General features: G+C 71.1%; 22 protein-coding genes and 1 riboswitch. Of the genes, 5 read left to right on the forward strand and 17 right to left on the reverse strand.

Annotated elements, in window-relative coordinates:
* Positions 1-29: 29 nt before the first annotated feature.
* The 6 genes from QSK25_RS20685 to QSK25_RS20710 form a co-directional block, all read right to left on the reverse strand.
* The gene (locus tag QSK25_RS20685) at positions 30-1,058 is read right to left on the reverse strand and encodes a ribonucleotide-diphosphate reductase subunit beta (protein WP_285640416.1); all 1,029 of its coding nucleotides are present in this window, start codon (positions 1,056-1,058) and stop codon (positions 30-32) included.
* A complete protein-coding gene (locus QSK25_RS20690; protein WP_285640417.1) occupies positions 1,055-3,403 on the reverse strand; it encodes a ribonucleoside-diphosphate reductase subunit alpha in 2,349 nt (782 codons plus the stop codon). The genes QSK25_RS20685 and QSK25_RS20690 overlap by 4 nt, the downstream gene beginning before the upstream one ends.
* Before the next feature lie 109 nt (positions 3,404-3,512).
* A riboswitch (cobalamin riboswitch) is annotated at positions 3,513-3,732 on the reverse strand.
* 113 nt (positions 3,733-3,845) lie between these two features.
* Complete coding sequence (locus tag QSK25_RS20695) at positions 3,846-4,886, reverse strand: aldo/keto reductase (protein ID WP_285640418.1); 1,041 nt, start codon at positions 4,884-4,886, stop codon at positions 3,846-3,848.
* A gap of 106 nt (positions 4,887-4,992) precedes the next feature.
* Positions 4,993-5,601, reverse strand: coding sequence for a TetR/AcrR family transcriptional regulator (locus QSK25_RS20700; protein ID WP_285640420.1), 609 nt, complete (start codon positions 5,599-5,601; stop codon positions 4,993-4,995).
* Positions 5,602-5,634: 33 nt separating this feature from the next.
* Entirely contained in the window at positions 5,635-6,036 is a 402-nt protein-coding gene (locus QSK25_RS20705; protein WP_285640421.1) for an ATP-binding protein, read from the reverse strand.
* Between the two features lie 69 nt (positions 6,037-6,105).
* On the reverse strand, positions 6,106-7,203 hold the full coding sequence (locus QSK25_RS20710) for a GAF domain-containing protein (RefSeq protein ID WP_285640422.1): 1,098 nt from the start codon (positions 7,201-7,203) through the stop codon (positions 6,106-6,108).
* 196 nt (positions 7,204-7,399) lie between these two features.
* On the opposite strand from QSK25_RS20710, the gene QSK25_RS20715 reads away from it, so the two are divergent.
* Both QSK25_RS20715 and QSK25_RS20720 read left to right on the forward strand, forming a co-directional pair.
* Positions 7,400-8,695 (forward strand): cation:proton antiporter, encoded by a 1,296-nt coding sequence (locus QSK25_RS20715; protein WP_285640423.1) that lies wholly within the window; start codon positions 7,400-7,402, stop codon positions 8,693-8,695.
* 85 nt (positions 8,696-8,780) lie between these two features.
* On the forward strand, positions 8,781-9,803 hold the full coding sequence (locus QSK25_RS20720) for a TerC/Alx family metal homeostasis membrane protein (protein ID WP_285640425.1): 1,023 nt from the start codon (positions 8,781-8,783) through the stop codon (positions 9,801-9,803).
* Positions 9,804-9,999: 196 nt separating this feature from the next.
* Here QSK25_RS20720 and QSK25_RS20725 read toward each other — a convergent pair whose 3' ends face one another.
* The 3 genes from QSK25_RS20725 to QSK25_RS20735 all read right to left on the reverse strand — a co-directional run bounded on the left by QSK25_RS20725 (position 10,000) and on the right by QSK25_RS20735 (position 12,476).
* Positions 10,000-10,950 carry an alpha/beta hydrolase gene (locus QSK25_RS20725; RefSeq protein WP_285640426.1) on the reverse strand — a complete coding sequence of 317 codons (951 nt, stop codon included), beginning with the start codon at positions 10,948-10,950 and terminating at the stop codon, positions 10,000-10,002.
* 26 nt (positions 10,951-10,976) lie between these two features.
* Positions 10,977-11,915, reverse strand: a complete 939-nt coding sequence (locus QSK25_RS20730) for an NADP-dependent oxidoreductase (protein WP_285640428.1) — start codon at positions 11,913-11,915, stop codon at positions 10,977-10,979.
* 93 nt (positions 11,916-12,008) lie between these two features.
* Positions 12,009-12,476 carry a cupin domain-containing protein gene (locus QSK25_RS20735; protein ID WP_285640430.1) on the reverse strand — a complete coding sequence of 156 codons (468 nt, stop codon included), beginning with the start codon at positions 12,474-12,476 and terminating at the stop codon, positions 12,009-12,011.
* Positions 12,477-12,635: 159 nt separating this feature from the next.
* On the opposite strand from QSK25_RS20735, the gene QSK25_RS20740 reads away from it, so the two are divergent.
* On the forward strand, positions 12,636-13,133 hold the full coding sequence (locus QSK25_RS20740; protein ID WP_285640431.1) for a MarR family winged helix-turn-helix transcriptional regulator: 498 nt from the start codon (positions 12,636-12,638) through the stop codon (positions 13,131-13,133).
* A gap of 2 nt (positions 13,134-13,135) precedes the next feature.
* Here QSK25_RS20740 and QSK25_RS20745 read toward each other — a convergent pair whose 3' ends face one another.
* The 8 genes from QSK25_RS20745 to QSK25_RS20780 all read right to left on the reverse strand — a co-directional run bounded on the left by QSK25_RS20745 (position 13,136) and on the right by QSK25_RS20780 (position 20,796).
* On the reverse strand, positions 13,136-14,368 hold the full coding sequence (locus QSK25_RS20745) for an ATP-binding protein (RefSeq protein WP_285640432.1): 1,233 nt from the start codon (positions 14,366-14,368) through the stop codon (positions 13,136-13,138).
* A 28-nt stretch (positions 14,369-14,396) separates the two neighbouring features.
* Positions 14,397-15,251, reverse strand: coding sequence for a helix-turn-helix domain-containing protein (locus tag QSK25_RS20750; RefSeq protein WP_285640433.1), 855 nt, complete (start codon positions 15,249-15,251; stop codon positions 14,397-14,399).
* A gap of 159 nt (positions 15,252-15,410) precedes the next feature.
* Positions 15,411-16,361 carry a cysteine synthase A gene (gene cysK, locus QSK25_RS20755; protein ID WP_285640434.1) on the reverse strand — a complete coding sequence of 317 codons (951 nt, stop codon included), beginning with the start codon at positions 16,359-16,361 and terminating at the stop codon, positions 15,411-15,413.
* Between the two features lie 24 nt (positions 16,362-16,385).
* Positions 16,386-17,021: a serine O-acetyltransferase EpsC gene (gene epsC, locus QSK25_RS20760; protein ID WP_285640435.1), complete on the reverse strand. Its 636-nt coding sequence runs from the start codon at positions 17,019-17,021 to the stop codon at positions 16,386-16,388.
* On the reverse strand, positions 17,021-17,920 hold the full coding sequence (locus QSK25_RS20765) for a DMT family transporter (protein ID WP_285640436.1): 900 nt from the start codon (positions 17,918-17,920) through the stop codon (positions 17,021-17,023). The genes epsC and QSK25_RS20765 overlap by 1 nt, the downstream gene beginning before the upstream one ends.
* Positions 17,921-18,343: 423 nt before the next feature.
* Complete coding sequence (locus QSK25_RS20770) at positions 18,344-18,787, reverse strand: YkvA family protein (protein WP_285640437.1); 444 nt, start codon at positions 18,785-18,787, stop codon at positions 18,344-18,346.
* Positions 18,788-18,818: 31 nt separating this feature from the next.
* Complete coding sequence (locus tag QSK25_RS20775) at positions 18,819-19,481, reverse strand: potassium channel family protein (protein ID WP_285640438.1); 663 nt, start codon at positions 19,479-19,481, stop codon at positions 18,819-18,821.
* Positions 19,471-20,796: a TrkH family potassium uptake protein gene (locus tag QSK25_RS20780; RefSeq protein WP_285640440.1), complete on the reverse strand. Its 1,326-nt coding sequence runs from the start codon at positions 20,794-20,796 to the stop codon at positions 19,471-19,473. The genes QSK25_RS20775 and QSK25_RS20780 overlap by 11 nt, the downstream gene beginning before the upstream one ends.
* Positions 20,797-20,887: 91 nt before the next feature.
* Here QSK25_RS20780 and QSK25_RS20785 point away from each other — a divergent pair, with 91 nt between their 5' ends.
* Positions 20,888-21,796: a DUF6891 domain-containing protein gene (locus tag QSK25_RS20785; protein WP_285640441.1), complete on the forward strand. Its 909-nt coding sequence runs from the start codon at positions 20,888-20,890 to the stop codon at positions 21,794-21,796.
* A gap of 78 nt (positions 21,797-21,874) precedes the next feature.
* A complete protein-coding gene (locus QSK25_RS20790; RefSeq protein ID WP_285640442.1) occupies positions 21,875-22,816 on the forward strand; it encodes a hypothetical protein in 942 nt (313 codons plus the stop codon).
* Positions 22,817-22,876: the final 60 nt, after the last annotated feature.

The raw sequence follows: 22,876 nt of genomic DNA on the forward strand, positions 1-22,876 counted from the left end.
CCCGTCGGGCCGGGGGCACCGGGGAACCCCTAGAAGTCCTCGTCGAACGACACCGTGCCGGTCACGCCCACCTGGTAGGCGGACACCCTGCGCTCGAAGAAGTTCGACAGCTCCTGCACGTCCTGCAGCTCCATGAACGCGAACGGGTTCTTGGAACCGTAGATCGGCTCGATGCCGAGCACCTGCAGCCGCCGGTCGGCGACGTGTTCGAGGTACGAACGCATGTCCGCCACCGACATGCCGGCCACGCCGCCGCCGAGCAGGTCGTCGGCGAACTGCACCTCGGCGTCGACCGCCTCGCGCAGCATCTCGCGCACCTGCTCGTAGAGCGACTCGTCGAACAGGTCGGGCTCCTCGCGGCGCACGGTGTCCACGACGTCGAACGCGAACGCCATGTGCATCGACTCGTCGCGGAACACCCAGTTGGTGCCGGACGCCAACCCGTTCAGCAAGCCGCGCGACCGCAGGAAGTACACGTAGGCGAAGGCGCCGTAGAAGAACAGGCCCTCGATGCACGCGGCGAAGCAGATCAGGTTGAGCAGGAACGACCTGCGGTCCTCGCGGGTCTGCAGCGTCGTCAGCGAAGAGATCGAGTCGATCCACTTGTAGCAGAACTCGGCCTTGGCGCGGATCGACGGGATCGTCTCGACGGCGGCGAACGCGTCGGCGCGGTCGTTCTCGTCGGGCAGGTAGGTGTCGAGCAGCGTCAGGTAGAACTGGACGTGCACGGCCTCCTCGAACAGCTGGCGCGACAGGTACAACCGCGCCTCGGGGGCGTTGACGTGCTCGTAGAGGTTGAGCACGAGGTTGTTCGCGACGATGGTGTCACCGGTCGCGAAGAACGCCACCAGCCGGTTGACCAGGTGCCGCTCGGCGTCCGACAGCTTGTTCAGGTCGGCGAGGTCCGAGTGGAGGTCGACCTCCTCGACGGTCCAGGTGTTCTTGATGGCGTCGCGGAAGCGTTCGTAGAACAGCGGGTAGCGCATCGGCCGCAGCGTGAGGTCCATGCCGGGGTCGAGCAGGGCGTTCTTGCGGCTGGTGCTGGAAAGCGCGGTCACTGGCAGGCCTCACACGTTTCGGGGTTTTCGAGGGAACAGGCGATGGCTTCTTCCGAAGGGACCGAAGGCACGGTCACGGTCGCCTGCTGGATGCGCGTCGCGGGACGGGAGCGCAGGTAGTACGTGGTCTTCAGCCCGGCCTTCCAGGCGTAGAGGTACATCGAGGAGAGCTTGCCGATCGTCGGCGAGGCGACGAACAGGTTCAGCGACTGGCTCTGGTCGATGTACGGGCCGCGCGCGGCGGCGAGTTCGATCAACGCCTTCTGCGGCAGTTCCCAGGCGGTGCGGAACAGCTCGCGAACCTCGGCGGGCAGTTCGCCGAGACCCTGCACCGAGCCCTCGTCCTGCTTGAGGCGGTTGCGGATCGCGTCCGTCCACAGGCCGCGGGACTTGAGCTCGCGCACCAGGTAGGAGTTGATCTGCAGGAACTCACCGGAGAGCGTCTCGCGCTTGAAGGTGTTCGACACCTGCGGCTCGATGCACTCGAAGCAGCCCGCGATGGAGGCGATCGTCGCCGTCGGCGCCACGGCGATGAGCAGCGAGTTGCGCAGGCCGTGCTCGGAGATCCGCTCGCGCACGGACGCCCAGCGCTCGGTCTGCGTGGGCGTCACGCCCCACAGGTCGGGCTGGAGATCTCCCTTGGCGGCGCGGGTTTCCGCGAACGCCGGGTGTGCCCCCGCCGACGAGGCCAGCTCCGCCGACGACTCCAGCGCCGTCAGGTAGATCTCCTCGGCGATGCGCGTCGACAGCTCGCGCGCCTCGGGCGAGTCGAAGGCCAGCCGCAGCTTGAAGAACACGTCCTGCAGGCCCATGACGCCGAGACCCACCGGGCGCCAGCGCGGGTTGGACCGCGCCGCCTGCTCGGTCGGGTAGTAGTTGATGTCGATCACGCGGTCGAGGAACACCACGGCCGTGCGGACGGTGGAACGCAGCCGCTCCCAGTCGACCCCGTCCACAGTGTCGTTGATGTGAGCGCCGAGGTTGACCGAGCCGAGGTTGCAGACCGCGGTCTCCTCGTCGCTCGTCACCTCCAGGATCTCGGTGCACAGGTTCGACAGGTGCACCACGTTGCCGGGCTCGGCGGTCTGGTTGCACGTGCGGTTCGACGTGTCCTTGAACGTCATCCAGCCGTTGCCGGTCTGGGCGAGCGTGCGGATCATCCGTCCATAGAGGTCACGGGCCTTCACGGTGCGCACCGCACGGCCCGCCTCCTCGGCGGCGCGGTAGGCGCGGTCGAACTCGTCGCCCCACAGGTCGACGAGCTCCGGCATCTCGTCCGGGTCGAACAACGACCAGTCGGCGTCCGCCTCGACGCGGCGCATGAACTCGTCGGGGATCCAGTTGGCCAGGTTGAGGTTGTGCGTGCGGCGCGCGTCCTCACCGGTGTTGTCGCGGAGCTCCAGGAACTCCTCGATGTCCGGGTGCCACGTCTCCAGGTACACGCACGCGGCGCCCTTGCGGCGACCGCCCTGGTTCACGGCCGAGACCGACGCGTCGAGGGTGCGCAGCCACGGCACGATGCCGTTGGAGTGACCGTTGGTGCCGCGGATCAGCGCGCCCCTCGAACGCACCCGCGACCACTGCACGCCGATGCCGCCGGCGAACTTCGACAGCCGCGCGATCTGGGCGTAGCGCTCGTAGATCGACTCCAGCTGGTCCTTCGGCGAGTCGAGCAGGTAGCACGAGGACATCTGGGTGTGCCGGGTGCCGGAGTTGAACAGCGTCGGCGAGCTCGGCAGGTACGCGAGCGACGACATCAGCCGGTAGAAGTCGATGGCCTCGGCGGCGGTGTGCGAGAGGCCGCACGCCACGCGCAGCAGCCAGTACTGCGGCTGCTCGATCACCGACCGCTTGGACGGGTGGCGCAGCAGGTAGCGGTCGTAGACGGTGCGCAGGCCGAAGTACTCGAACCGCCGGTCGCCGTCGAGGTCGATCGCGTCGTCGAGCTTGCGGGCGTTGGCGGCCACGAACTTCGCGGTCGCGTCGCCGATCAGGCCCTCGGCGCGCCCGAGCGCGATGGCCTGGCTGAAGGACTGCACGCCCTGACGGCGCACCTCCTTCTCGATGAACGCGGCCAGCAGGCCCGCGGCGAGCTTGGAGTACTCGGGCTCCTCGGCGACCAGCGCGGCCGCCGTCTGGATGGAGAGCTTGTCCAGCTCCTCCGTGGTCGCCCCGTCGTAGAGGCCGCTGATCGTCTTCGTCGCGACCCGCAACGGGTCGACGTCGTGCAGACCGGCCGTGCAACGCTCGACCGCGCGAACGATCTTGTTCAAGTCGACCGGTTCGAGCGAACCGTTGCGTTTTCTGACGCGCATCGTGGTGGTGACTGTGTCGACCGCCGTCACAGCTCTCTCCTCGCGAGCTCGGTGGCCACGAGGGCAGCGAGGAGTGAACGGGCGCGCGCGACCGCCACGTCCTCCCGCCCTCCCTCGGGGCCTCGGACGCCCGCACGCAGGCGCGTGCGGGATGCTGGCAGGTCTTCGGACTCACGGGCGTGCCCGGTGATCGATCACCGAGCGCCTACCGGCCGTCGCTTCCCAGACACCCTCGTCCAGTGCTTCCTGACGGCTTTCGTTCCCGTTCACCGCTGCGGGGCAGTCCCGGAATCGCACCGGGTTCCCTCTTGCGACGACCGATCTGGATGATCGGCCGAACCAGCTTCGCGACACAATACATGGGCGCGATCATGAGACGCGCGCCTACATGTAGTGGGCGTGTCGCCCGGTTGGACCAGTGCCCGAAACGTCCGGCCACGGGCCTGACGACACGCCGCGCCGTCAGGCGGTGTCAGCCCAGCGGGACCGGGCCGCGCACGGCCGCCGAGTAGTCGTTGATCCACCCGGGGTACGTCGGCGCCGGAGCGCTGATCGCGTCCAGCTCGGCGAGGTCCTTCTCCTGCAACGGGTTCTCGACGGCGGCGAGGTTGTCCCGCAACTGCTCCACCGTGCGGGCACCGATCGTGACGCTGGTGACCGCGGGCCGGGCGAGCAGCCACGCCAGCGCGACCTGCGGCATGCTCGTGCCGGTGCGCTCGGCGACCTCGCGCACGACGTGGACGATCGGCGCGGCCGCGGACGGGTCGATCGGTGGCAGCGCCTGCTCGCTCCTCGCCCGGCGCGAGGAGGCGTCGCCGGTCCTGCCCTCGGCGTCGAACTTGCCCGTCAGGTAGCCGGCGGCGAGCGGGCCCCAGACGGTCAGGCCGATGTTCTCGCTCTCGACCATCGGCAGGATCTCGGCCTCCACGTCCCGCACCAGCAACGAGTAGTGCGCCTGCAGCGCGACGAACCCGTTGAGCTGCTTGAGCGCCGAGATGCCGAGGGCCTTCGTGATCTGCCAGGCCGGGAAGTTCGCGACGCCGATGTGCCGCACCTTGCCCTGGCGCACGGCGTCGTCGAGGGCGGCCAGCGTCTCCTCCAGCGGCGTCACCGGGTCGGTGTTGTGCAGCTGGAAGAGGTCGATGTGGTCCGTGCGCAACCGCCGCAGGCTCTTCTCGATGCTGCGCAGCAGGTGCACGCGGGTCGAGCCGAGGTCGTTGGGACCCGGCCCGGACCGCGCCATCGCCTTGGTGGCGATCAGCACCTGGTCGCGGCGGCCCTCGAGGATCTCGCCGAGCTGGCTCTCGGACTCGCCGTCGGCGTAGACGTCCGCGGTGTCGACCAGGTTCACGCCCGCGTCGAGCGCCTCGTCGACGAGCCGGCGTGACCGGGCCACGTCGAGCGCGCCGACCGCACCCCAGATCGGGTGGTCGGTGGAACCACCGAACGTCATGGCGCCCAAGGACACCTCCGACACCCACAGTCCGGTCCTGCCCAGCGTGCGGTACCGCATCGAGCTCTCCTCACAAGTTTTTCGGACAGCATGTCCGACACACTGTCCGACTCTACACCCGGACGGAGCACCGCACCGGTGTCGAGCGGGTTCGGAGGGTGAACTCTCAGGGGCGGCGGAACGCGCCGAACCACTGGTTGGCCGCGAGTTCGCGGGCCACGGCCAGGTCGGTCTCGGGGCCGTGCGTGGCGACCTGGTGGGCGATCACCCGCATGCCGCCCCACACGATGACCTCGGCGCACGTGTGCGGCACGAGTTCGGCGGACGTCCGGCCGGCCTCCTGCTCCTCCTCGAGCATGCGCGTCATGTTGTCGGCGAACCGCCGCACGGCCGCGTTCCACACCTCGCGGATCTCCGGTTCGTACCCGGAGACCTCGACGACGGCGGCGAGCAGGTGTGCGCGCTCGCGGTAGAACGCGAAGACCTCGACGTGCGCCCGCGTGATCGACTCCAGGTCCGCGGTGACGGCCTCCGACGTCTCGAACGCGGCCCGCCCGAGGTTCTCGGTGATCCGTCGCATGACGTCGGTCTTGTCGCGGAAGTACAGGTAGAACGTGGACCGCGCGATGCCGGCCGCGTCCGCGATGCGCTGCACGCCGAGTTCGGTGAAGGCGGTGCCGTCGCGCAGCAGCCGTTCGGTCGCCCCCAGCACGGCGGCCTCGACCTCGGCCTGGCGTTCGGCCTTCTTCGACGGCCGGCGGGTGATGGAAGCCACGGGCCCGATCGTAGTCAGCGGCTCAGCGGGTGCTCACGGGCACGGCACGACGGCGAACACCGTCTTGCCGCCGCCGGGGCGCAGGCTGGTGCCCCACTTGCTGGTGGCGCTCTCGACCATCACCATGCCGCGGCCCCGGTTCTCGCCGAGCCGCGACTGGCCGTAGACGGGCTGCGTCGCCGACTCGTCGTCGACCTCGACCGTGACGGCACACGGTTCGCCGGTGCGGAACACCCGCAGGCGACCGCTCCCGGTCGTGTGGTCGAGGACGTTGCTCACCAGTTCCGTGACGACGAGCTGCACGTCGTAGAGGTGGTCCTCGCCGAGGTCCGCCAACAGCGCGCCGAGGTCGTGCCGCAGCCCGGTCAGCACGACGTCACGCGGGACGTGCAGGTCCACGACCAGGCGCTGAGCCTGGTCACCGGCAAAGGTCAAGGGCGTTCGCGCCTCTCACGACTGTCGCTTACTGCGTTCGACGATAGCCGTAGCCCGAACTCGGGCGTGTCAAACCTCGTTCCGCGGGCGATTTCGGCGTTCCAGGTAGGCGCCCAGGCCGCCGAGTTCCTCGCTCGCGATGAACACCGACCGCACGTGGATCAGCGCCTCCTCCACGTGGGCCGCGCAGCCCCACGCCGCGTCACCCCAGGAGTCGGCCACCTTGATCTCCGCCGGGGCCGGGCACCCGTCCCCTCCGCCCAGCTCACAGCTCTCCGGGTGCGGGGACCGGGACTGGGCCACCGCGGCCTCCCGGATCCTCGCGGCACGTTCCGCCGCCTCGGCGTGGTGGCGTTCGATCGCCAGGGCCGCCGTGTCGGTGAAGACCCGGATCAGCGCCCGGTCCGTGTCCTTCGGCGTGCGCGGGGTCCGGTGGTACATCGCGAACGTGCCCAGCAGGGTGCCGTCCCCGGCGAGGATCGGGGTGGACCAGCAGGCTCTCAGGTCCGCCCGTTCGGCCAGGTGGCGGAAGTCGTTCCAGAGCGGGTCGGTGGCGATGTCCGCGGTGATGACCGGCTCGCGCCGGTGGGCCGCCGTCCCGCACGAGCCGATGCCCTCACCGGTGGCGATGCCGTCGATCGCCTCGTTGTAGAAGTCCGGGAGGCTGGGCGCGGCGCCGTGCCGCAGGGTGCCGTCCGGGGCGGCGAGCAGGACCGAGGCGACCAGTTCCCGCGGCGCGAGGTCCTCGATGCAGCGGGTCATGCCGTCCAGCACGTCGGCCAGGGGTGCCTGGCGGGCGATCTGCACCAGCAGCGCGCGGTGGTCGGCCATGAGGTTCTGCGCGTTCCTGACCTGGGTGGTCTCCACGCCGATCACGCGGACGCCGGCCTGGTCGGCGCGGGGTTCGCAGGTCAGGTCGAAGAACGCCTCGCGCTCGTCCTCGCCGCTGCCCACGACCACCCGGACGTCGCGCTCGGTGCGGGACTCGCCGGAGCGGTGGACGTCGTCGAGCAGATCGGTGAGCGAGCCACCGTCGCCGAACAGCGCGGTGAACGCCTCGTTGGCCGTCTCGACCTCGTGCGGCGGACCGGTGAAGGCCGCGAAGACGGTGGTGGACTGCCCGAACAGGGCGCGCAGGTCGTAGCCCCGCATGCCGGACGCACTCACGGCGTTGCCCTCTCGCCATGCGTCACCGGCACGCTGCTGAACCCGGACGCGCTCTGCTTCGCCCGCTCCCCGGCGGGCGCGCACATCGTAAACGTCGGCGGCCTGCCCGCGTGAGGCGCCCGTCCGGCGTCCACAGTAGACGGTTTGGGTGGTCGCCGGCGGGGTACCACGGTCTGATCAGAACGAAAGGCGGACAGTGGATCCCGCTCCCCTGCTCTACACCGGCGCGGGCCTCGCGACGCTCGCCGCCGCGTTGTTGCCGCGCCTGCTCGACCGGGCCCCGGTGTCCATGCCGATGGTGTTCCTCGGGGCGGGCGCGCTGACGTTCGCGGTCGTGGAACCGTTGCCCGACCCCGATCCGGTCGCGCACAGCACCGTGCTGCTGCACCTGGCGGAGATCTGCGTGATCGTCTCGCTGATGGGCGCGGGGCTCGCGCTCAACCGCGCGGTCAGCCTGCGCGGCTGGGCGACGACCTGGCGGTTGCTCGCGATCACGATGCCGTTGTCCATGCTGCTGGTGGGGCTGCTCGGCTGGGGTGCGCTCGGGCTGGGGGTGGCGGGCTCGGTGCTGCTCGCGGCGGCGCTCGCGCCCACCGACCCCGTGCTGGCGAGCGAGGTGCAGGTCGCGGAACCCGCCGAGCACCCCGAGTCGGACGAGGACGAGGCGCGGTTCGGGCTCACCTCCGAGGCCGGGCTCAACGACGGGCTCGCGTTCCCGTTCACCTACGCGGCCATCGCGATCAGCCTGGCCGGTGCGGCGCCGTCGCTGTGGTTCGGGCACTGGATCGCGGTGGACGTGCTGTGGCGGATCTCCTCGGCCGTGCTGATCGGGTGGGCCGCCGGGTGGTTGCTGGGCAAGCTGTTCTTCTCGGTGCCGTCGGAGAAGTTCCGGCTGGCCGAGCACGCCGAGGGGTTCGTGGCGATCGCCGCGACGTTCCTCGCCTACGGCCTCACCGAACTCGCCGAGGGGTACGGGTTCATCGCGGTGTTCGTGTGCGCCTGCGCCATCCGGGCGGCGGAGCGGCACCACGGCTACCACCAGGTGCTGCACCGGTTCGTCGAGCAGATCGAGCGGATGCTGACGGTGCTGATCGTGTTCCTGCTAGGAGGCGCGGCCGTGACCGGGCTGCTCGCGGGCACGGGCTGGCGCGAGGTGCTGATCGCGGCGGTGATCCTGCTGGTCGTGCGGCCGCTGACCGGGTGGATCGGCCAGTTGCGGGGTCGTACCGGACCGCGCGAACGGTCCGTCATCGCGTTCTTCGGCGTGCGCGGGATCGGGTCGCTGTTCTACATCACCTACGCCTTGCAGAAGGGCGAGTTCGGCGGGCAGCAGCACGCGTTGTGGCGGATCGTCGGGCTGGTCGTGATCGGGTCGATCCTGGTGCACGGGCTGTCGGCGTCACCGGTGATGTGGCTGCTCGACCGGCGCCGGGAGCAGAAGGCCGAGGCCGAGCACGGCGACAAGGGCGAGGCGAACCGCACGCCGGTATGAGATCGCCGCGTCTGGGTATCCCCCGGCGACGACACCCCGGCACAAGCAAGCCGCGCCCCGACTTCCCCCGGCCACGAGAGGTGACATGAGCACCGAGCTCGACATCAGCCTGCTGACCTGGGCGCTCACCATCGGTTTCGTCGTCGCGCTGCTGACCGTGGACCTCGTGGTCGCGGCGAAACGGCCCCACCACGTCGGGCTCGGGGAAGCCGCCGTGTGGTCGGTGGTCTACGTGGCGATCGCGCTCGGATTCGGCGTGTGGTTCATGCTGCACCACGGCAGCGGACCCGGCACCGAGTACTTCGTGGGCTACCTGGTCGAGAAGAGCCTCTCGGTCGACAACCTCTTCGTGTTCGTGATCATCATGACCACGTTCGCGGTGCCCGACGAGCACCGGCACAAGGTGCTCACGTTCGGGATCGTCCTGGCGCTGATCATGCGGGCGATCTTCATCGCGCTCGGTGCGACGCTGCTCTCGCTGTTCTCCTTCGTGTTCCTGCTCTTCGGATTGCTGCTGATCTTCACGGCGGTGCAGCTCTTCCGGCACCGCGACGAGGAGCCGGACATCGAGAACAACGTCGTCGTCCGCACCTCGCGCCGCGTCCTCCCGCTCACCGAGGACTACCAGGGCGGCAAGCTGTTCACGCAGGACGGCGGCAAGCGGGTGGGAACGCCGTTGTTCCTCGTGCTGGTGGCGATCGGCACGATCGACCTGCTGTTCGCGCTCGACTCCATCCCGGCGGTCTTCGGCATCACCGCGCAGCCGTACGTGGTGTTCTGCGTGAACGCGTTCGCGCTGCTGGGGTTGCGGGCGTTGTTCTTCCTCGTGCAGGGGCTGCTGGACCGGCTGGTGTACCTGTCGGCGGGGCTGTCGCTGATCCTCGCGTTCATCGGGGTGAAGCTGATCCTGCAGTGGTTGCACGAGGACGTGAGCAAGAGCGTTCCGGAGATCCCGACGCTGCTGAGCCTCGTCGTGATCGCCGTGGTGCTCGCGGTCGTGACGGTCGCGAGTCTCGTCAAGACCAAACGCGACCCGAGCGCGAAGGCGCGGCCGGGTTCGTTGCGGACCCGGCGGGAACGCGCGGATGCGAACCAGGAGCGCGGCTAGTCCCCGTCCGCCCGTGCGTCCGATCACTCGGCCGGAAGTCCTGTCCGTGCGCACGCCGCTTCACGAACACGCTGCACGTTGCCGGAGCGCACGCGGGGAGCTTTCGTTCGCGCTGACCGCACGCGAGGTCCCCGCGTGCGACAGGAAAACGTGAGGCTGGCCCGGGTGGGTGCGGGCAGGACTTCCGGGCAGTTGTTCAGATGGACCTGAGCACCCGGACGCGGTCGGCGACGGCGCGCTTCGCCACGTCGGACTCGAAGGCGATCGAGTCGAACTCGTGCGGTGCGCCGGGGTGCAGGTGGAACTCGACCGGAACCCCCGCGCGGCTGAGCTTCAGGGCGTAGCCCAGGTCCTCGTCGCGGAAGACGTCGAGCTGACCGACCTCGATGTAGGCCGGCGGCAGGCCCGTCGCGTCGTCCAGCCGGGCGGGTGCCGCGGTCGCGGGAACGTCGGGTCCACCGGCGGCGTCGCCGAGCAGCGCGGGCCACGCGGTGAGGTTGTCGTCGTAGGACCACAACGCGTAGGGCGCGACGTGCGGGTCCACCTCGGTGGTGCGGTCGTCGAGCATCGGCATGACGAGGACCTGCCGGGCGATGGCCGGGCCGCCGCGGTCGCGGGCGAGGATCGCCAGCGCCGCCGCCATCCCGCCACCGGCGCTGTCGCCCATCACGCCGATGCGGGCGGGGTCGACACCCAGTTCCGCGGCGTGGTCGTGCAGCCAGCGCAGTGCCGTGTAGGCGTCTTCCAGCGGTGTGGGAAAGGGGTGTTCGGGCGCGCGGCGGTACTCGACGGACAGCATCGGCACCCCGCTCGCGGACACGTACCGGGAGACCGGTCCGTCGAACAGGTCGATGTGGCCGAAGATGTAGCCGCCGCCGTGGAAGAACAGCACGGCCGGGCCGGGTGTGGCGCCTTCCTTCGCGTACCAGCGCATCGTGATCCGGGCGCCGTCGTCCGCCGTGGCGTGGTGGTCGGTGGTGGTCACGTCGGCCGGGATCGGCTGGGCCGCGCCGGCCGCGCCGATGATCGGTTCCCACAGGGCCCTGCGCGCTGGGACGTCGCCGACGGCCGGTGGCGTGGCTGCCGCCATCGCGCCGGCCATCGGGGCCAGCGCGGTGGCGATCTCGGGGTCCAGCCCGAGTGACATGGCGTGCTCCTTTTCGGGTGGGGCGGTCAGGCGACGAGGAAGACGACCTTGCCGCGGACGTCGCCGGACGCGGCCTGGACGTGGATCTCGGGCAGGTCGGTGAGCGGCAGGCGCCGCGCGACGTCGACCCGCAGGTCGCCGGAGTCGACGAGGGACACGAGCTTCGCCAGCTGTTCGGCGTCGCTGCGGACGTAGAGGTTCACGCCGCGCACGTCGCGTTCCTCGTCGGTGGGCGCGGGCATCCAGATCGTCGTGTTGACGACGGCCCCGCCGGAACGGACCAGCGAAGGGAGCTGCGCCAGGACGCCCGGGTCGACCGGGGCGAGGTTGAGCACGAGGTCGACCTGCTCGGTCACGGCCGTGAGCACGCTGGCCGCGGTGTGGTCGACGACCTCGTCGGCGCCGGCGGTGCGCACGGCCTCGGCGCTGCGCGGGCTGGCCGTCGCGATCACGTGAGCACCGGCCTGTCTGGCCAGCTGGACGGCGTAGCCGCCGACCGGTCCGCCCGCGCCGTTGACCAGCACGCGGTGCCCGGCCTCCAGCCGGCCGTGGCCGAAGAGGGCCTGGTGGGCGGTGAGCCCGACCAGCGGCAGCGCGGCGGCGTCGGCGAGCGGGATGCCCTTGGGAGCCGGTGTGAGGACCGCGGCCGGGGCGAGGACGTACTCGGCCGCGGCGCCGGGCTTGGTCATCGGCAGGAAGCCGATCACCTCGTCACCGGCCGCGAGGCCTTCGACGCCCTCGCCGAGCGCGTCGACCGTGCCGGCGACGTCGAGGCCCGGGGTGTGCGGCAGGTCAACCGGGATCGGTCCCTGCATGACGCCCAGGCGGATGTTGCCCTCGACCGGGTTGAACGTCGTGGCCGTGACGCGGACCAGGACCTCCCCCGCCGCGGGGACCGGCCTCTCGACGTCCTCGTACCGCAGGACCTCGGGGCCGCCGAACTCGTGGAAACGCACTGCCTTCATGATCGCTCTCCTTCGCTGTTTGCTTCGAACTTGAAGCATCTGGGACTGACGGTAGACCTGCTTCGAATTCGAAGCAAAGTGACGTGCGGCACGTCAGCGGGGAGGGCCGAGCACGACGTTGCCGGAGATCTCGGCGGCTTCGGCGAGCAGCGACAGCGGGATTTCGAACCCGTCGGGACGGGGGTCGCGCAGGTCGCGACCGGCGTGGCGGAACATCGTCTCCAGTCCGCCGGGCGTGGAGATGAGCACCAGGTCAGCCCGCTCGGAGGTGATCCGGTAGCTGTGCGGGATCCGGCGCGGGAGGAACACGATGCCTCCCTCGCGCAGTTCGTGCTCCTCGTCGCCGGCCCACACCAGCGCGGAGCCGGCCAGCAGGAGGAACACCTCGTCCTCGTTGTTGTGCATGTGCCACGGCGGCGCTTCGCCCAGGCCGGCGTCGAGGCGACCGACCGTCAACTTCCCGCCGGTCGCCTCGGCGTCGAGCAGGACGCTGAACACGCTCCCGCCGATCCACTCGAGCCGCTGCTGGTCCTCCCGCTGGGCGAGGTGGGGAATGCTCAAGGTCGTCCTCCGGCCGGTGGGCGCGGCGGCGCCGCTCCCCGTCCGGAAACCCTGGTGTGCACGGTTGTTCCGGCACCACGTCCCCGCCGTGCCCAACTGTGTCCAGCAGTGCTCAGCTCGTCCCCCGCTCCTTCGAATTCGAAGCAGTAGACTGCGGGCATGTCCGACTCGCCGCCGTCGCTCGACCCCGTCCAGCTGGGCGCCTACTTCTCCCTCGTCGAGGTCACCAGCCTGCTGCGGCACGCGGTCGAGCAGCAGCTGAAGGAGGCCGGCGACCTGAGCTACGTGCAGTTCCAGCTGCTGGCGCGGCTCGGCGACTCGCCGACCGGCAGCCACCGGATGACCGACCTGGCCGACGGCGTCGTCTACAGCCGCAGCGGCCTGACCTACCAGGTGGGGCTGCTGGAGAAGGCGGGGCTGGTCGAGCGCACGCCGTCCGCCGACGACGAGCGCGGCGTCACGGTCACCATCACCGATGCCGGCCGCACCCGGCTCGCGGCCGTGCTGCCCGGCCACGTCGAGGTCGTCAGCGGACTGCTCTTCGAGCCCCTGTCCCACGAGGACGTGCACGCCCTGGCAGGGCTGCTGGAGCCGGTGCGCGACCACATGCGGGCGGCCCCACCGCGTTCGGCCGCGCCCCGCCGCCGCAGGAGCTGACGTCACCGCGCCAGGAGGTGGGCGACCAGCCGCTCCTTGGCCACGGCGAGATGGCGCCGGTACGTGCCGTAGGGCACGCCCAACCGGCGCGCGGTCGCCCGGTGGGTGCCGGACGCCGCGATGTAGGTGGCGACGAGGGCGTCGTGCGCCTTGATGCCGACGGGATCGACGCGCAACGCGTCGACGCCCGCTCCGAGGGCACCGCGCAGGTCCGCGACGGGGTCGGCCGAGTCCGGTGGCACCAGGTGCGATCGGAGCAGGACGCTGGTCGCGAACTCGCGCGGAGCCCGCCACGTGCGCAGCGCGGTGACCACGCCTTCCTCGAAAGCTCCGCGCGACAGGAGAGCGGGCTCGATCGCGGTCGTCGTCGAGACGCGCAGACCGGCGTGCCGGTCGGGGTCGCGCCAGCGCAGGTCGGCGTCGAGGACGGCCCGCACGGCGTCGTGGGGAACCAGCCCGTCCGCGGTGGCCTCGACGAAGGGCTGCCGGCGCAGCCACGCGAACACCGTGGTCGCCTCGTCGTCACCCAACACCTCGCGCAGCGACGACTCGCGCGTGGCGGCGGCCTGGGCGAGGACGTCGAGGGCCCGCCGGTGAGCGGCGCCGGGCACCTCCCCCACCAGCCGGTCGACCAGGGTCGTGAGCACGTCGCCGGTGGGCTCCCACCCCGCGGCCGAGGCGGCGAGGGACAGCACGAGCGGGTTGCCTCCGGCGAACGCGAGGACGGCGTCCCGCCGGTGCGGGGCGAGCCCCCGTGCCGCGAGCAGGGAGGCGGACGCTCCGGCGTCGAGCGGACGCACCGGCAGCGCGGTGAAGAGCGGTGCCCAGCCGGGATCGAGCGTCCACTCGGGATCGGGCGCCGCTCGGCTCGCGAGCACCGCGACCGCGCCGTCCGCGAGCCGGGGCAGGAACGACTCGCGCAGCCACGGTTCGAGCTGCCCGCACCGTTCGGCGGCGTCGACCAGGAGCACCACGTCCGGCTTGACGCACGCGAGCGCGGCGGCCTCCTCCAGCCCGCGCCGGTCGTCGTTCAGCCGTCCGTCCACCTGGACCACTTCGCGCCCGGACAGCCGCGCCTGCCGCGCGACGTGCCGCAGCAGCGCCGACTTCCCGATACCGCCGGGCCCGTGCAGGTACGCCACACGCGCGGCACCGGCCAGCACCCGGTCCAGCACCGCCACGTCGGCGTCCCGGCCGACCAGGCGCGCGTCCCGGAGCGAGGTGTTGATCAACACCGCCCCAGGATCACCTCAGCGGGGCCGGTCAGCCTGGGCCAGGTTGTCCCACCCTGATGATCGCGGGCCCGGCCGAGGCGCGGACGACCTCACCGAGCCGGCCCTCGTCGGCCGACCCCGGCGTGGCCGTGAGAAGGACCGCCTGGAGGTGGTCGCCGGGCACCTCGAGCATCGTGCCGTCGAGCGCTATGTCACCCACGCCCGGATGCCGGAAGACGGCGCGGCTGTCGTAGGCCGCACCGGCTTCGGGCGCACGCCACAGCCCGTCGAACGAACGGCTCGTGGTCCGCAGCTCGTCGACGAGCTCGGCCAGCGACTCGTCGCCGGGGTAGCGCAGGACCGTGCTGTGCAACCGCGCGGTGAGCGCCGCCCGGAACGCCGCGGCGTGGTCGTCCTCGCGGCTGATCTCGCGGTGCCCCTTCGAGAACGAGCGCCAGGCGATGTTCCAGTCCCGCGCCACCCGGTTCGACGCGCCCGCCCCCAGCGCCATCCAGGCACCGTTGACGGCGACGACGTTCCACGCCAGGTCCGTCAGGAACACCGGCGTCCCGGAAAACCGTTCGAGCAACCGCATCGCCGCCGCGCCGGCCTCCCGGGGCACCCGTCCGTCCGCCGCGGCGTACCCGGCCAGCGCGCAGAGCCGTTCGTACTCGGCCGGCCCCGCGCGCAACGCGCGGGCGATCGCGTTCACGACGGCGGCGGAGGGGTGCCGTCGCCCCTGCTCCAGCCGCCGCACGTAGTCCGCCGACACCCCGGCCAGCTCGGCGAGTTCCTCCCGCCGCACGCCACGGGCCCGCCTCCGCCCCGGAGGCAGACCGATCGCGGCGGGGTCCGTGGTCTCGCGCAACCGGCGCACCTCCGCGCCGAGATCCTGCAACGCCATGCCCTAAGTGTCCCTTATGGAGCAGATGCACGTATCGGCCGGCGCCTGCCACGACCGGGCCGCCCGCCGTCTCGTTTCGGCACAGCGCGCCCGTTGCTGTCCACAGTGGACGGCAACGGGCGCGCTCACCCTGTGTGCCCGCCCCGGTCGGGGACGCCGTCAGGAATCGTTCTCCTCCTGGTCGAACCACGAGAGGTACCGCTCGCCCGTGTCCGGGAACACGGTCACCAGGTTCTTGCCGGCGTGCTCCGGCCGCCCGGCGAGCACGCGGGAGGCGTGGGCGGCCGCGCCGGAGGAGACCCCGACCAGCAACCCCGCCGTGCGGGCCAGTTCGCGCGCGGTGGCGTAGGCGTCCTCGTTCGACACGGTGAGCACTTCGTCGATCAGGCCGACGTCGGTGGTGGGCGCGACGAAACCGCCGTTGAGGCCCGGGATGCGGTGCAGGCCGCCCCAGCCCTGGCTGAGCACGGGCGAACCCTCCGGCTCCACCGCGACCACGTGGATCGCGGGGTTGCGCTCCTTCAGGTACTTCGCGGTGCCGCTGAGCGTGCCGCCGGTGCCGACGCCGCAGACGAAGACGTCGATCTCGCCGTCGGTGTCGTTCCAGATCTCCGGGCCGGTGGTGGCGTGGTGCGCGGCCACGTTGTCGGAGTTCTCGTGCTGGCAGGCGAACCACGAGCCCGGCCGTTCGCGGGAGATCTCCTCGGCCTTGGCGATCGCCGCCACGTAGCCGTCCTGGTACGGGGTCAGCACGACCTCCGCGCCGAACGCCCGCAGCAGCTGGATCCGTTCGCTGGTGGCGCTGTCCGGCAGGACGATCACGCACCGGTACCCGCGCGCCGCGGCGATGGCGGCCAGGGAGATGCCGGTGTTGCCGGACGTGGCCTCGACGATCGTGCCCGATCCCCTGGTGAGCTGGCCGCGTTCCTCCGCGCCGTTGATCATGAAGAGGGCGGCGCGGTCCTTCACGCTCGACAGGGGGTTCGCCATCTCCAGCTTGGCGTGCAACCGCGCCGTGGTGACGCCGAGGTCGAGCCGCACGATCGGGGTGCCGCCGACGAGGTCGGCGAGCGACTGGGCGAGTCCTCGCCCGGTGAGCTGACGGGTCATCACGGGTCTCCGGTCGGTTGGATGTCACCAGGTCGGGAACACGGCGCCCTTGTGCCTCGGGCTGGTGGCGACGGGGTGGCGCACCCTGGCCGCCTTCACCACGCCGCGCGTCGACCTGAGCGCGGGCACGGAGAACGGGGCCAGCACCCGCGAGTCGGCGGGGACGTCGCGGATGACGAGGGCCTGGGCGCCCACCACGGAGTCGTGGCCGACGGTGATCGGGCCGAGCAGCGTCGCGTTGGCGCCGATCACCACCCGGTCGCCGAGCTTCGGGTGCCGCCGCGACCCCTCTGGCCGCTGGTTGTCGTGCCACCACCCGACGGCGCCGAGCGTGACCTGGTGGAAGATCGTCACGTCGTCGCCGATGACGACGGTCTCGCCGATCACGACGCCCGCGCCGTGGTCGATGAAGAAACCGCGCCCGATCGTCGCGCCGGGGTGGATCTCGATGCCCCCGGTGAGCAACCGGGCGAGGACCATGACCAGCCGCGCCGCCCGCCGGTGCCCCTTCAGGTGCAACCGGTGCGACACGCGGTGTCCCCAGATCGCGATGACCGTCGGGTGCAGCAACGCCTCGCTGCGGGAGAGGATCGACGGGTCGCGGTCCATGACCATGTCGAGGTCGGCGTGGATCCGCCGCAGTGCCGCCGCCGGGTTCATCAGACCGCTCCCGTCTTCCGCGCTCGCACGTTCCCGAGCCGGTTCTCCGCGTACGCCACGCCGACGAGGACCACGAGACCGCCCGCGACGAGGTTCCAGGTGACGTGCTCGCCGAGGAACACGACGCTGACGAGCACCGCGAACACCGGCACCACGTAGTTGACGGCGGAGGCCGTGGTGGCGCCGGCGTCGCCGATGAGCCGGAAGTACAGGACGTAGGCCAGTCCCGTGCTGAACAGCCCGAGCAGCACGATGCTCGCCGTCACCGGCCAGGTGAGGTGCGGCGTGCGCCAGTCGAGGAACGGCGTGACGACCGCCTGCAGCACGGCCGCCGACACGAGCTGCGCGGCCGCGAGCGCCAGCGGCGCCAACCCCAGTGGCGACAGGAACCTGCGGACGTACACGAACCCGATCGCGTAGCTGACCGCCGCGCCGAAGCACGCCATCCGGCCGCCGAGCGAGCCGAGCGACTCGTGCCACGGCCCGATCAGCAGGACCACGCCGACGAACCCGAGCGCGAGCCCGACCGCCTTGCGCGGCGTCGCCCGTTCGGACGGCAGCGCGGCCGCCGCGAGCCCGAGCGTGAGCAGCGGGGTCGCGCCGATCAGCACGCCCGCGATGCCCGCGCCCGTGGTCTTCTCGCCGTAGGACAGCAGGAGGAACGGGACGACGTTGCCGAACAGCCCGGCCGCGGCGATGTGCCCCCAGACCTGTGCCGACCTCGGCAGCGCGACGGAACGCAGCGCCGCCACCGAGAGCAGGACCGCCGCGCCGAGGACGAGTCTGCCGAGCACGAGCTGTCCCGGGGTCAGACCTTCCAGGGACACCTTGATGAAGGTGAAGCTGCTTCCCCACAGCAGCGCCAGCAGCAGGAAGCGCGCGACGGATGCCTTGTCCATTGCGCCTCGTTTCGGGTGAGCTTCCGGTGGAGTCGTTTGGACACTTCACCAGAACGGGCTCGGGGCGTGGTGGAGCGCGTGACACGGTTGCACACGCCGGCGGGAACGCTCTCATCTCGCGCCGCCTCCACCGAAGGTCGGAACCGGTGCCCCACCAAGATCCGCAGGCTGCCGTCGTGCCCGTGCCGCGCCACTCCTCCTCCCTGCTGCCCACGGCCCCCGCCGCCGGCAGCGCATCGGCACCGACCTCACCGCGGCCACCGGCGGCCTGCTGGCCTGGGGCGCGATGGCCGCGTGGGCGCTCACGAACGGCTGGACCTGCACGGCGTCGCAGCGCACGAGCGACTGCAGCACCTCGGGTCTGGGCTGGCAGTACCGCCTGACCAGGTGACGCTGGGGGGCCCGTGCGCGGGCCCTCCGCCGTCAGCGCTCGGGGGTGCCCTCCGGCGGGTCTTCCGGACGCAACCCGGCGAGGCGGGCGACAGCGGCGAACCCGTCGTCCGTCCCAGGCCAATGCGCCCGGACCGCCGCGATCCCCGCACGGCGGACGACTCCGCGCAGCACCGCCGTCACGATGATCGCGTCGTCGGTGTACCCGAGGACGGGGATGAAGTCGGGGATCAGGTCGATCGGCAACGCCAGGTAGACCATCAGCAACCAGAGCCGGACGCGCACCCCGCGCGGCAACGTCCCGTCCCCGGCGAGCCTCCGGACCAGCCGCAGCACGTCGGGCAGCAACCGCAACGCCTCGCGCAGCAGCCCGCCGCGCGGCCGGACGACGAGCAACGCGATCACCAGGACGAGCCAGGTGACGAGCAGCGCGATGCCGATGCCGATCAGCAGGTCCCACCAGAACGAGCCGGTCACGTCCCGCCCGCCCGCACCGCGTTCGCGCCCGTCACGTCCTGTCCGCGAGCCGTTCCACGTCCGTCACCTTGCCCGCGACGATCAGCACGTCCCCGCGTTCGACCACCGTGTCGGCCGTCGCGTAGGTGAAGCCCTCCCCCGGCCGCTTCACCCCCACCACCGTGACGCCGTACTTCCCGCGCAGCTTGCTCTGCCCGAGCGGCTTGCCGATGGCCTCGTGGGGCGGCCGCGCCTTCATCATCGCGTAGTCGTCCTCGAACTCGATGTAGTCGAGCATCTTGCCGGTGACGACGTGCGCGACCCGTTCGCCCATCTCGTGTTCGGGCAGCACGACGTGGTGCGCGCCGATGCGTTCCAGGATCCGGCCGTGTTCGCGGCTGATCGCCTTGGCCCAGATGTTGGGGATCTCGAAGTCGACCAGCACCGCCGTGGTGAGGATGCTGGCCTCCAGGTCGGTGCCGATGCCGACGACCGCGCGCTGGAACTCGTCCACGCCGAGCTGGCGCATGACCTCGGCGTCGGTGGTGTCGGCGACGACGGCGTGCGTCACGTCGTCGGCGTGCCGCTGCACGAGCTTCGGGTCCGAGTCGATCGCCATGACCTCGACGCCCTGCGCGACCAGTTCGAGCGCGAGCGAGCTGCCGAAGCGGCCCAGTCCGAGCACGACGACGCGGGACGACTGCTTATCCGACAATGGGTCGCTCCTCGGGTAGTTCGTAGCGCCGGCGACGTTCCCGCAGCGCCAGGGCGGACACCAGGGTGATCGGTCCGACCCTGCCGATGAACATCAGCACGATGATGACCAGCTGGCCCGTCACGGGCAGCTGGGAGGTGATCCCGGCGGACATGCCGACGCCGCCGAACGCCGCCGTGGTCTCGTACAGCACGTCGTCGAGGCTGAACGTGCTGGTGGCGAGCATGATCATGGTCCCGGCCATCACCACGCCGACGCCGAGCAGCGCGACCGTGACGGCCTGGCGCTGCACCTCCGAGCTGATCCGGCGGCCCATGACGTGCACGGTGGGCTCGGCGCGGACCTCGGCCAGCAGCACGAACGCGAGCAGCGCGAACGTCGTCACCTTGATGCCGCCGGTGGTGCTCGCGCTGCCGCCGCCGATGAACATCGCGATGTCGTTGACGAGCATCGTGGCGGGCTGCAACTGGGCGACGTCGACGGTGTTGAACCCGGCCGTCCCCGGCATGACGCCGTGGAACAGACCGATCAGCAGCTTGTCCCAGAACCCGTACGGCCCGAGCGTGCCGGCGCGCCCCCACTCGACGACGAGCACGGTCAGCGTGCCGAACGCCATCAGCCCCAGGTACACCGGCACGGTGATCTTGGTGTGCAGCGACCACCGCTTGCGGTGCCGCCGCAGGAACTCGAACAGCACCGGGAACCCGAGGCCGCCGGTCACCGAGAGAGCCATGATCGGGAAGCACACCCACGGGTCCGTCGCGTACCGCATGAAGCTGTCCGGGTAGAGCGCGAGACCGACGCTGTTGAACGCCGAGATCGAGTGGAACACGCCCGAGTACAGGGCCTGCCCGAACGGCTCGCCGTAGCCGAGCCAGAACCGCAGCATGAGCAGCACCGCGCCGATCGCCTCGACCACCAGGCTGATCAGGACCACGCCGGTGACGACCCGGCGGACCTGCCCGAGGTTCAGCGTGTTGGTCTCGGCCTTCGCGGTGAGTTGCATGTGCAGGCCCAGCCGGTGCGAGACCAGCAACGCCAGCAGCGACGCGAGCGTCATGATGCCGAAGCCGCCGACCTGCCACAGCACCAGCAGCACGACCTCGCCGAACACCGACCAGTGCGACCCGGTGTCGACCACCGCGAGGCCGGTGCCGGAGACCCCGGAGACGGCGGTGAACAGCGCGGTCATGAACCCGGTCGTCTCGCCGGTCTCGGCGGACAGCGGCAGCATCAGCAGCGCCGTTCCGGCCGCGGTGGCCGCCAGGAAGGCGAGGACGACGAGGCGGGCGGGGTGCCGCCACCCGTTGATCACCGCGACAGCCTAGAACGTCCATCCAGGACATGTCGGACGGCAGGTCGTGTCCGGGACATCGCCCCCGCAGGCGCCTGTTTAGAGTCTTCGCATGCTTGCGATCGTCGTGGAGACCGAGAACTGGGAGCGGTACGTCCGCCCGTCCGCGGAGGACCTCGCTGACCTGGTCAGGCGCGTCGGCGGCGAGGGCGACCGGTTCCTGGTGCTCCAGCGCGTGCCCGACCGGCCGAACGTCTTCGCCCAGATCTGGCACGAGAACGGCGGCGAGTACTCGGTCGAGCACAACGACGGCCGTCAGCACCTGAGCACCGCGACCCGCGACCTGGACCAGGTGATCGCCGCGCTCACAGGCTGGGCCCGCGCGGACGCCGGCTGGGACAGCGCTCTCACCTGGCAGCCGCTCGACCTGCCCGCCGCTCCCGAGGTCCCGCCGCTCGAGGTGTCCGACGAGGAACGCCGGCAGCTGGAGGACCGCGTCCGCGCCGAACTGGCCGGCGGCTACACCTCGCGCGTGAAGCTCGCGGAGCTGGCCGAGGAGTACCTGGTCGACGGCGACCGCAGGCCCGTCTCGCCGGAGCAGGCGCGGGCGCTGGCCGACCGGTTGTGGGTCGAGCGGGTCGAGGAGCAGGCGGGCTGGCAGGGCGAGACCGACCCCGAACGCCTCACCCGCGCGTTCGCCGCCCTCGACGGCAACGGTGTCACCGCCCGCGAGAACTTCACCTGCTGCCGCACCTGCGGTCAGGACGAGATCGGTGCCGAGGCCGCACCGGGCGCGCGGGGGTTCGTCTACTTCCACAACCAGTGCACCGAACATGCGGCGGAAGGCAACGGCCTGACGTTGCTCTACGGCGGTTTCGACGGCACGGCCGAGACGACGACGGCCATCGGTGACGAGGTCGTGGCGGCGCTGCAGGCCGTGGGTCTGAACGCGAAGTGGGACCGCGACCCCAACCGCACGATCACCGTGCCGCTCGACTGGCGCCGCCGCCTCGTGGGGTAGCGACAACAGCACGACAACCTCGCCACAACAGCACGCCGGTACCTCTTCGGTCGTAGGAACCCGACCGAGGAGGACATGGTGAAAGCCAAACTGGCAACGGTGCTGGCGGGGCTGCTCGCGATCGCGACGCTCATCGCACCCGCCGTGAGCGCCACGCCGTTCCAGCGCGACGTCTTCGTCCGCGACAACGTGAGCGACGTCGGCAACGAGCCCAGCACCGGCAGCATCTACTACAGCCCGGACATCAAGGTGTGCCACACGCCGGTGCCGTGCGCCGTGTCCCAGAACCCGATCGTCGGGGTCAACAACTACGTCTTCGTGAACTTGAGACGCAAGCCGGGCGGCATCGGCACCGTCGACGGCGCCCTGTACCTGTACCGCAGCAACCTGGGCGGCGGCACGGCGTGGCCGGGCGGCTGGACCTTCATCGGCGTCAGCGGGGCGAGCGTGCCGGTGGCCGGCACCACCGTGATGATCACCTGGAACGGCGCGAACGTCCCCGGCCCCGCGCACTTCTGCCTGCTGGCCCGGTGGGTGTCGAACGCCGACCCGATGACGTTCGCCGAGGGCCCCAACACCCAGCTCAACGCTCAGCGGAACAACAACATCGCGTGGCGCAACGTCGACTCGGTGCGGGTGCGGCCGTTCGAGCCGGTCAAGGTGCCGTACACGATCGGCAACCCGGAACGCGCCGACGCCCGGCAGGCGTTGCTGATCGAGGCGCCCCGGCCGTTCGCGGGCACGGTGACGTTCGACCTCGGCCAGGAGCTGACCGCGCGGTGGAAGGCCGCCGGTGGCCGGGCCGTGGGCGTGAAGCAGGTCGGCGAGACCCAGTTCCAGCTCGCGGACACCAAGGCCCGCTTCGACGGCATCGTGCTCAAGGGTGAGGAGCGCGTCGAGACCGCGCTGACGTTCGCCACCGAACGCGAGGCCGGTCCGGCCGAACTGCACGTGCGCCAGCTCGACGCCCAGGGCGCGGACCTCGGCGGCGCCCAGTACCTGGTCAACGAGAAGGACTGAGTATCAACCCCGGTGGGTCCGTCTCCGTTACTCGGAGACGGACCCACCGAAAGGGTTGTC

The sequence above is a fragment of the Lentzea sp. NBRC 102530 genome, from assembly GCF_030269365.1.
In the GTDB taxonomy this organism is placed as follows: domain Bacteria; phylum Actinomycetota; class Actinomycetes; order Mycobacteriales; family Pseudonocardiaceae; genus Lentzea.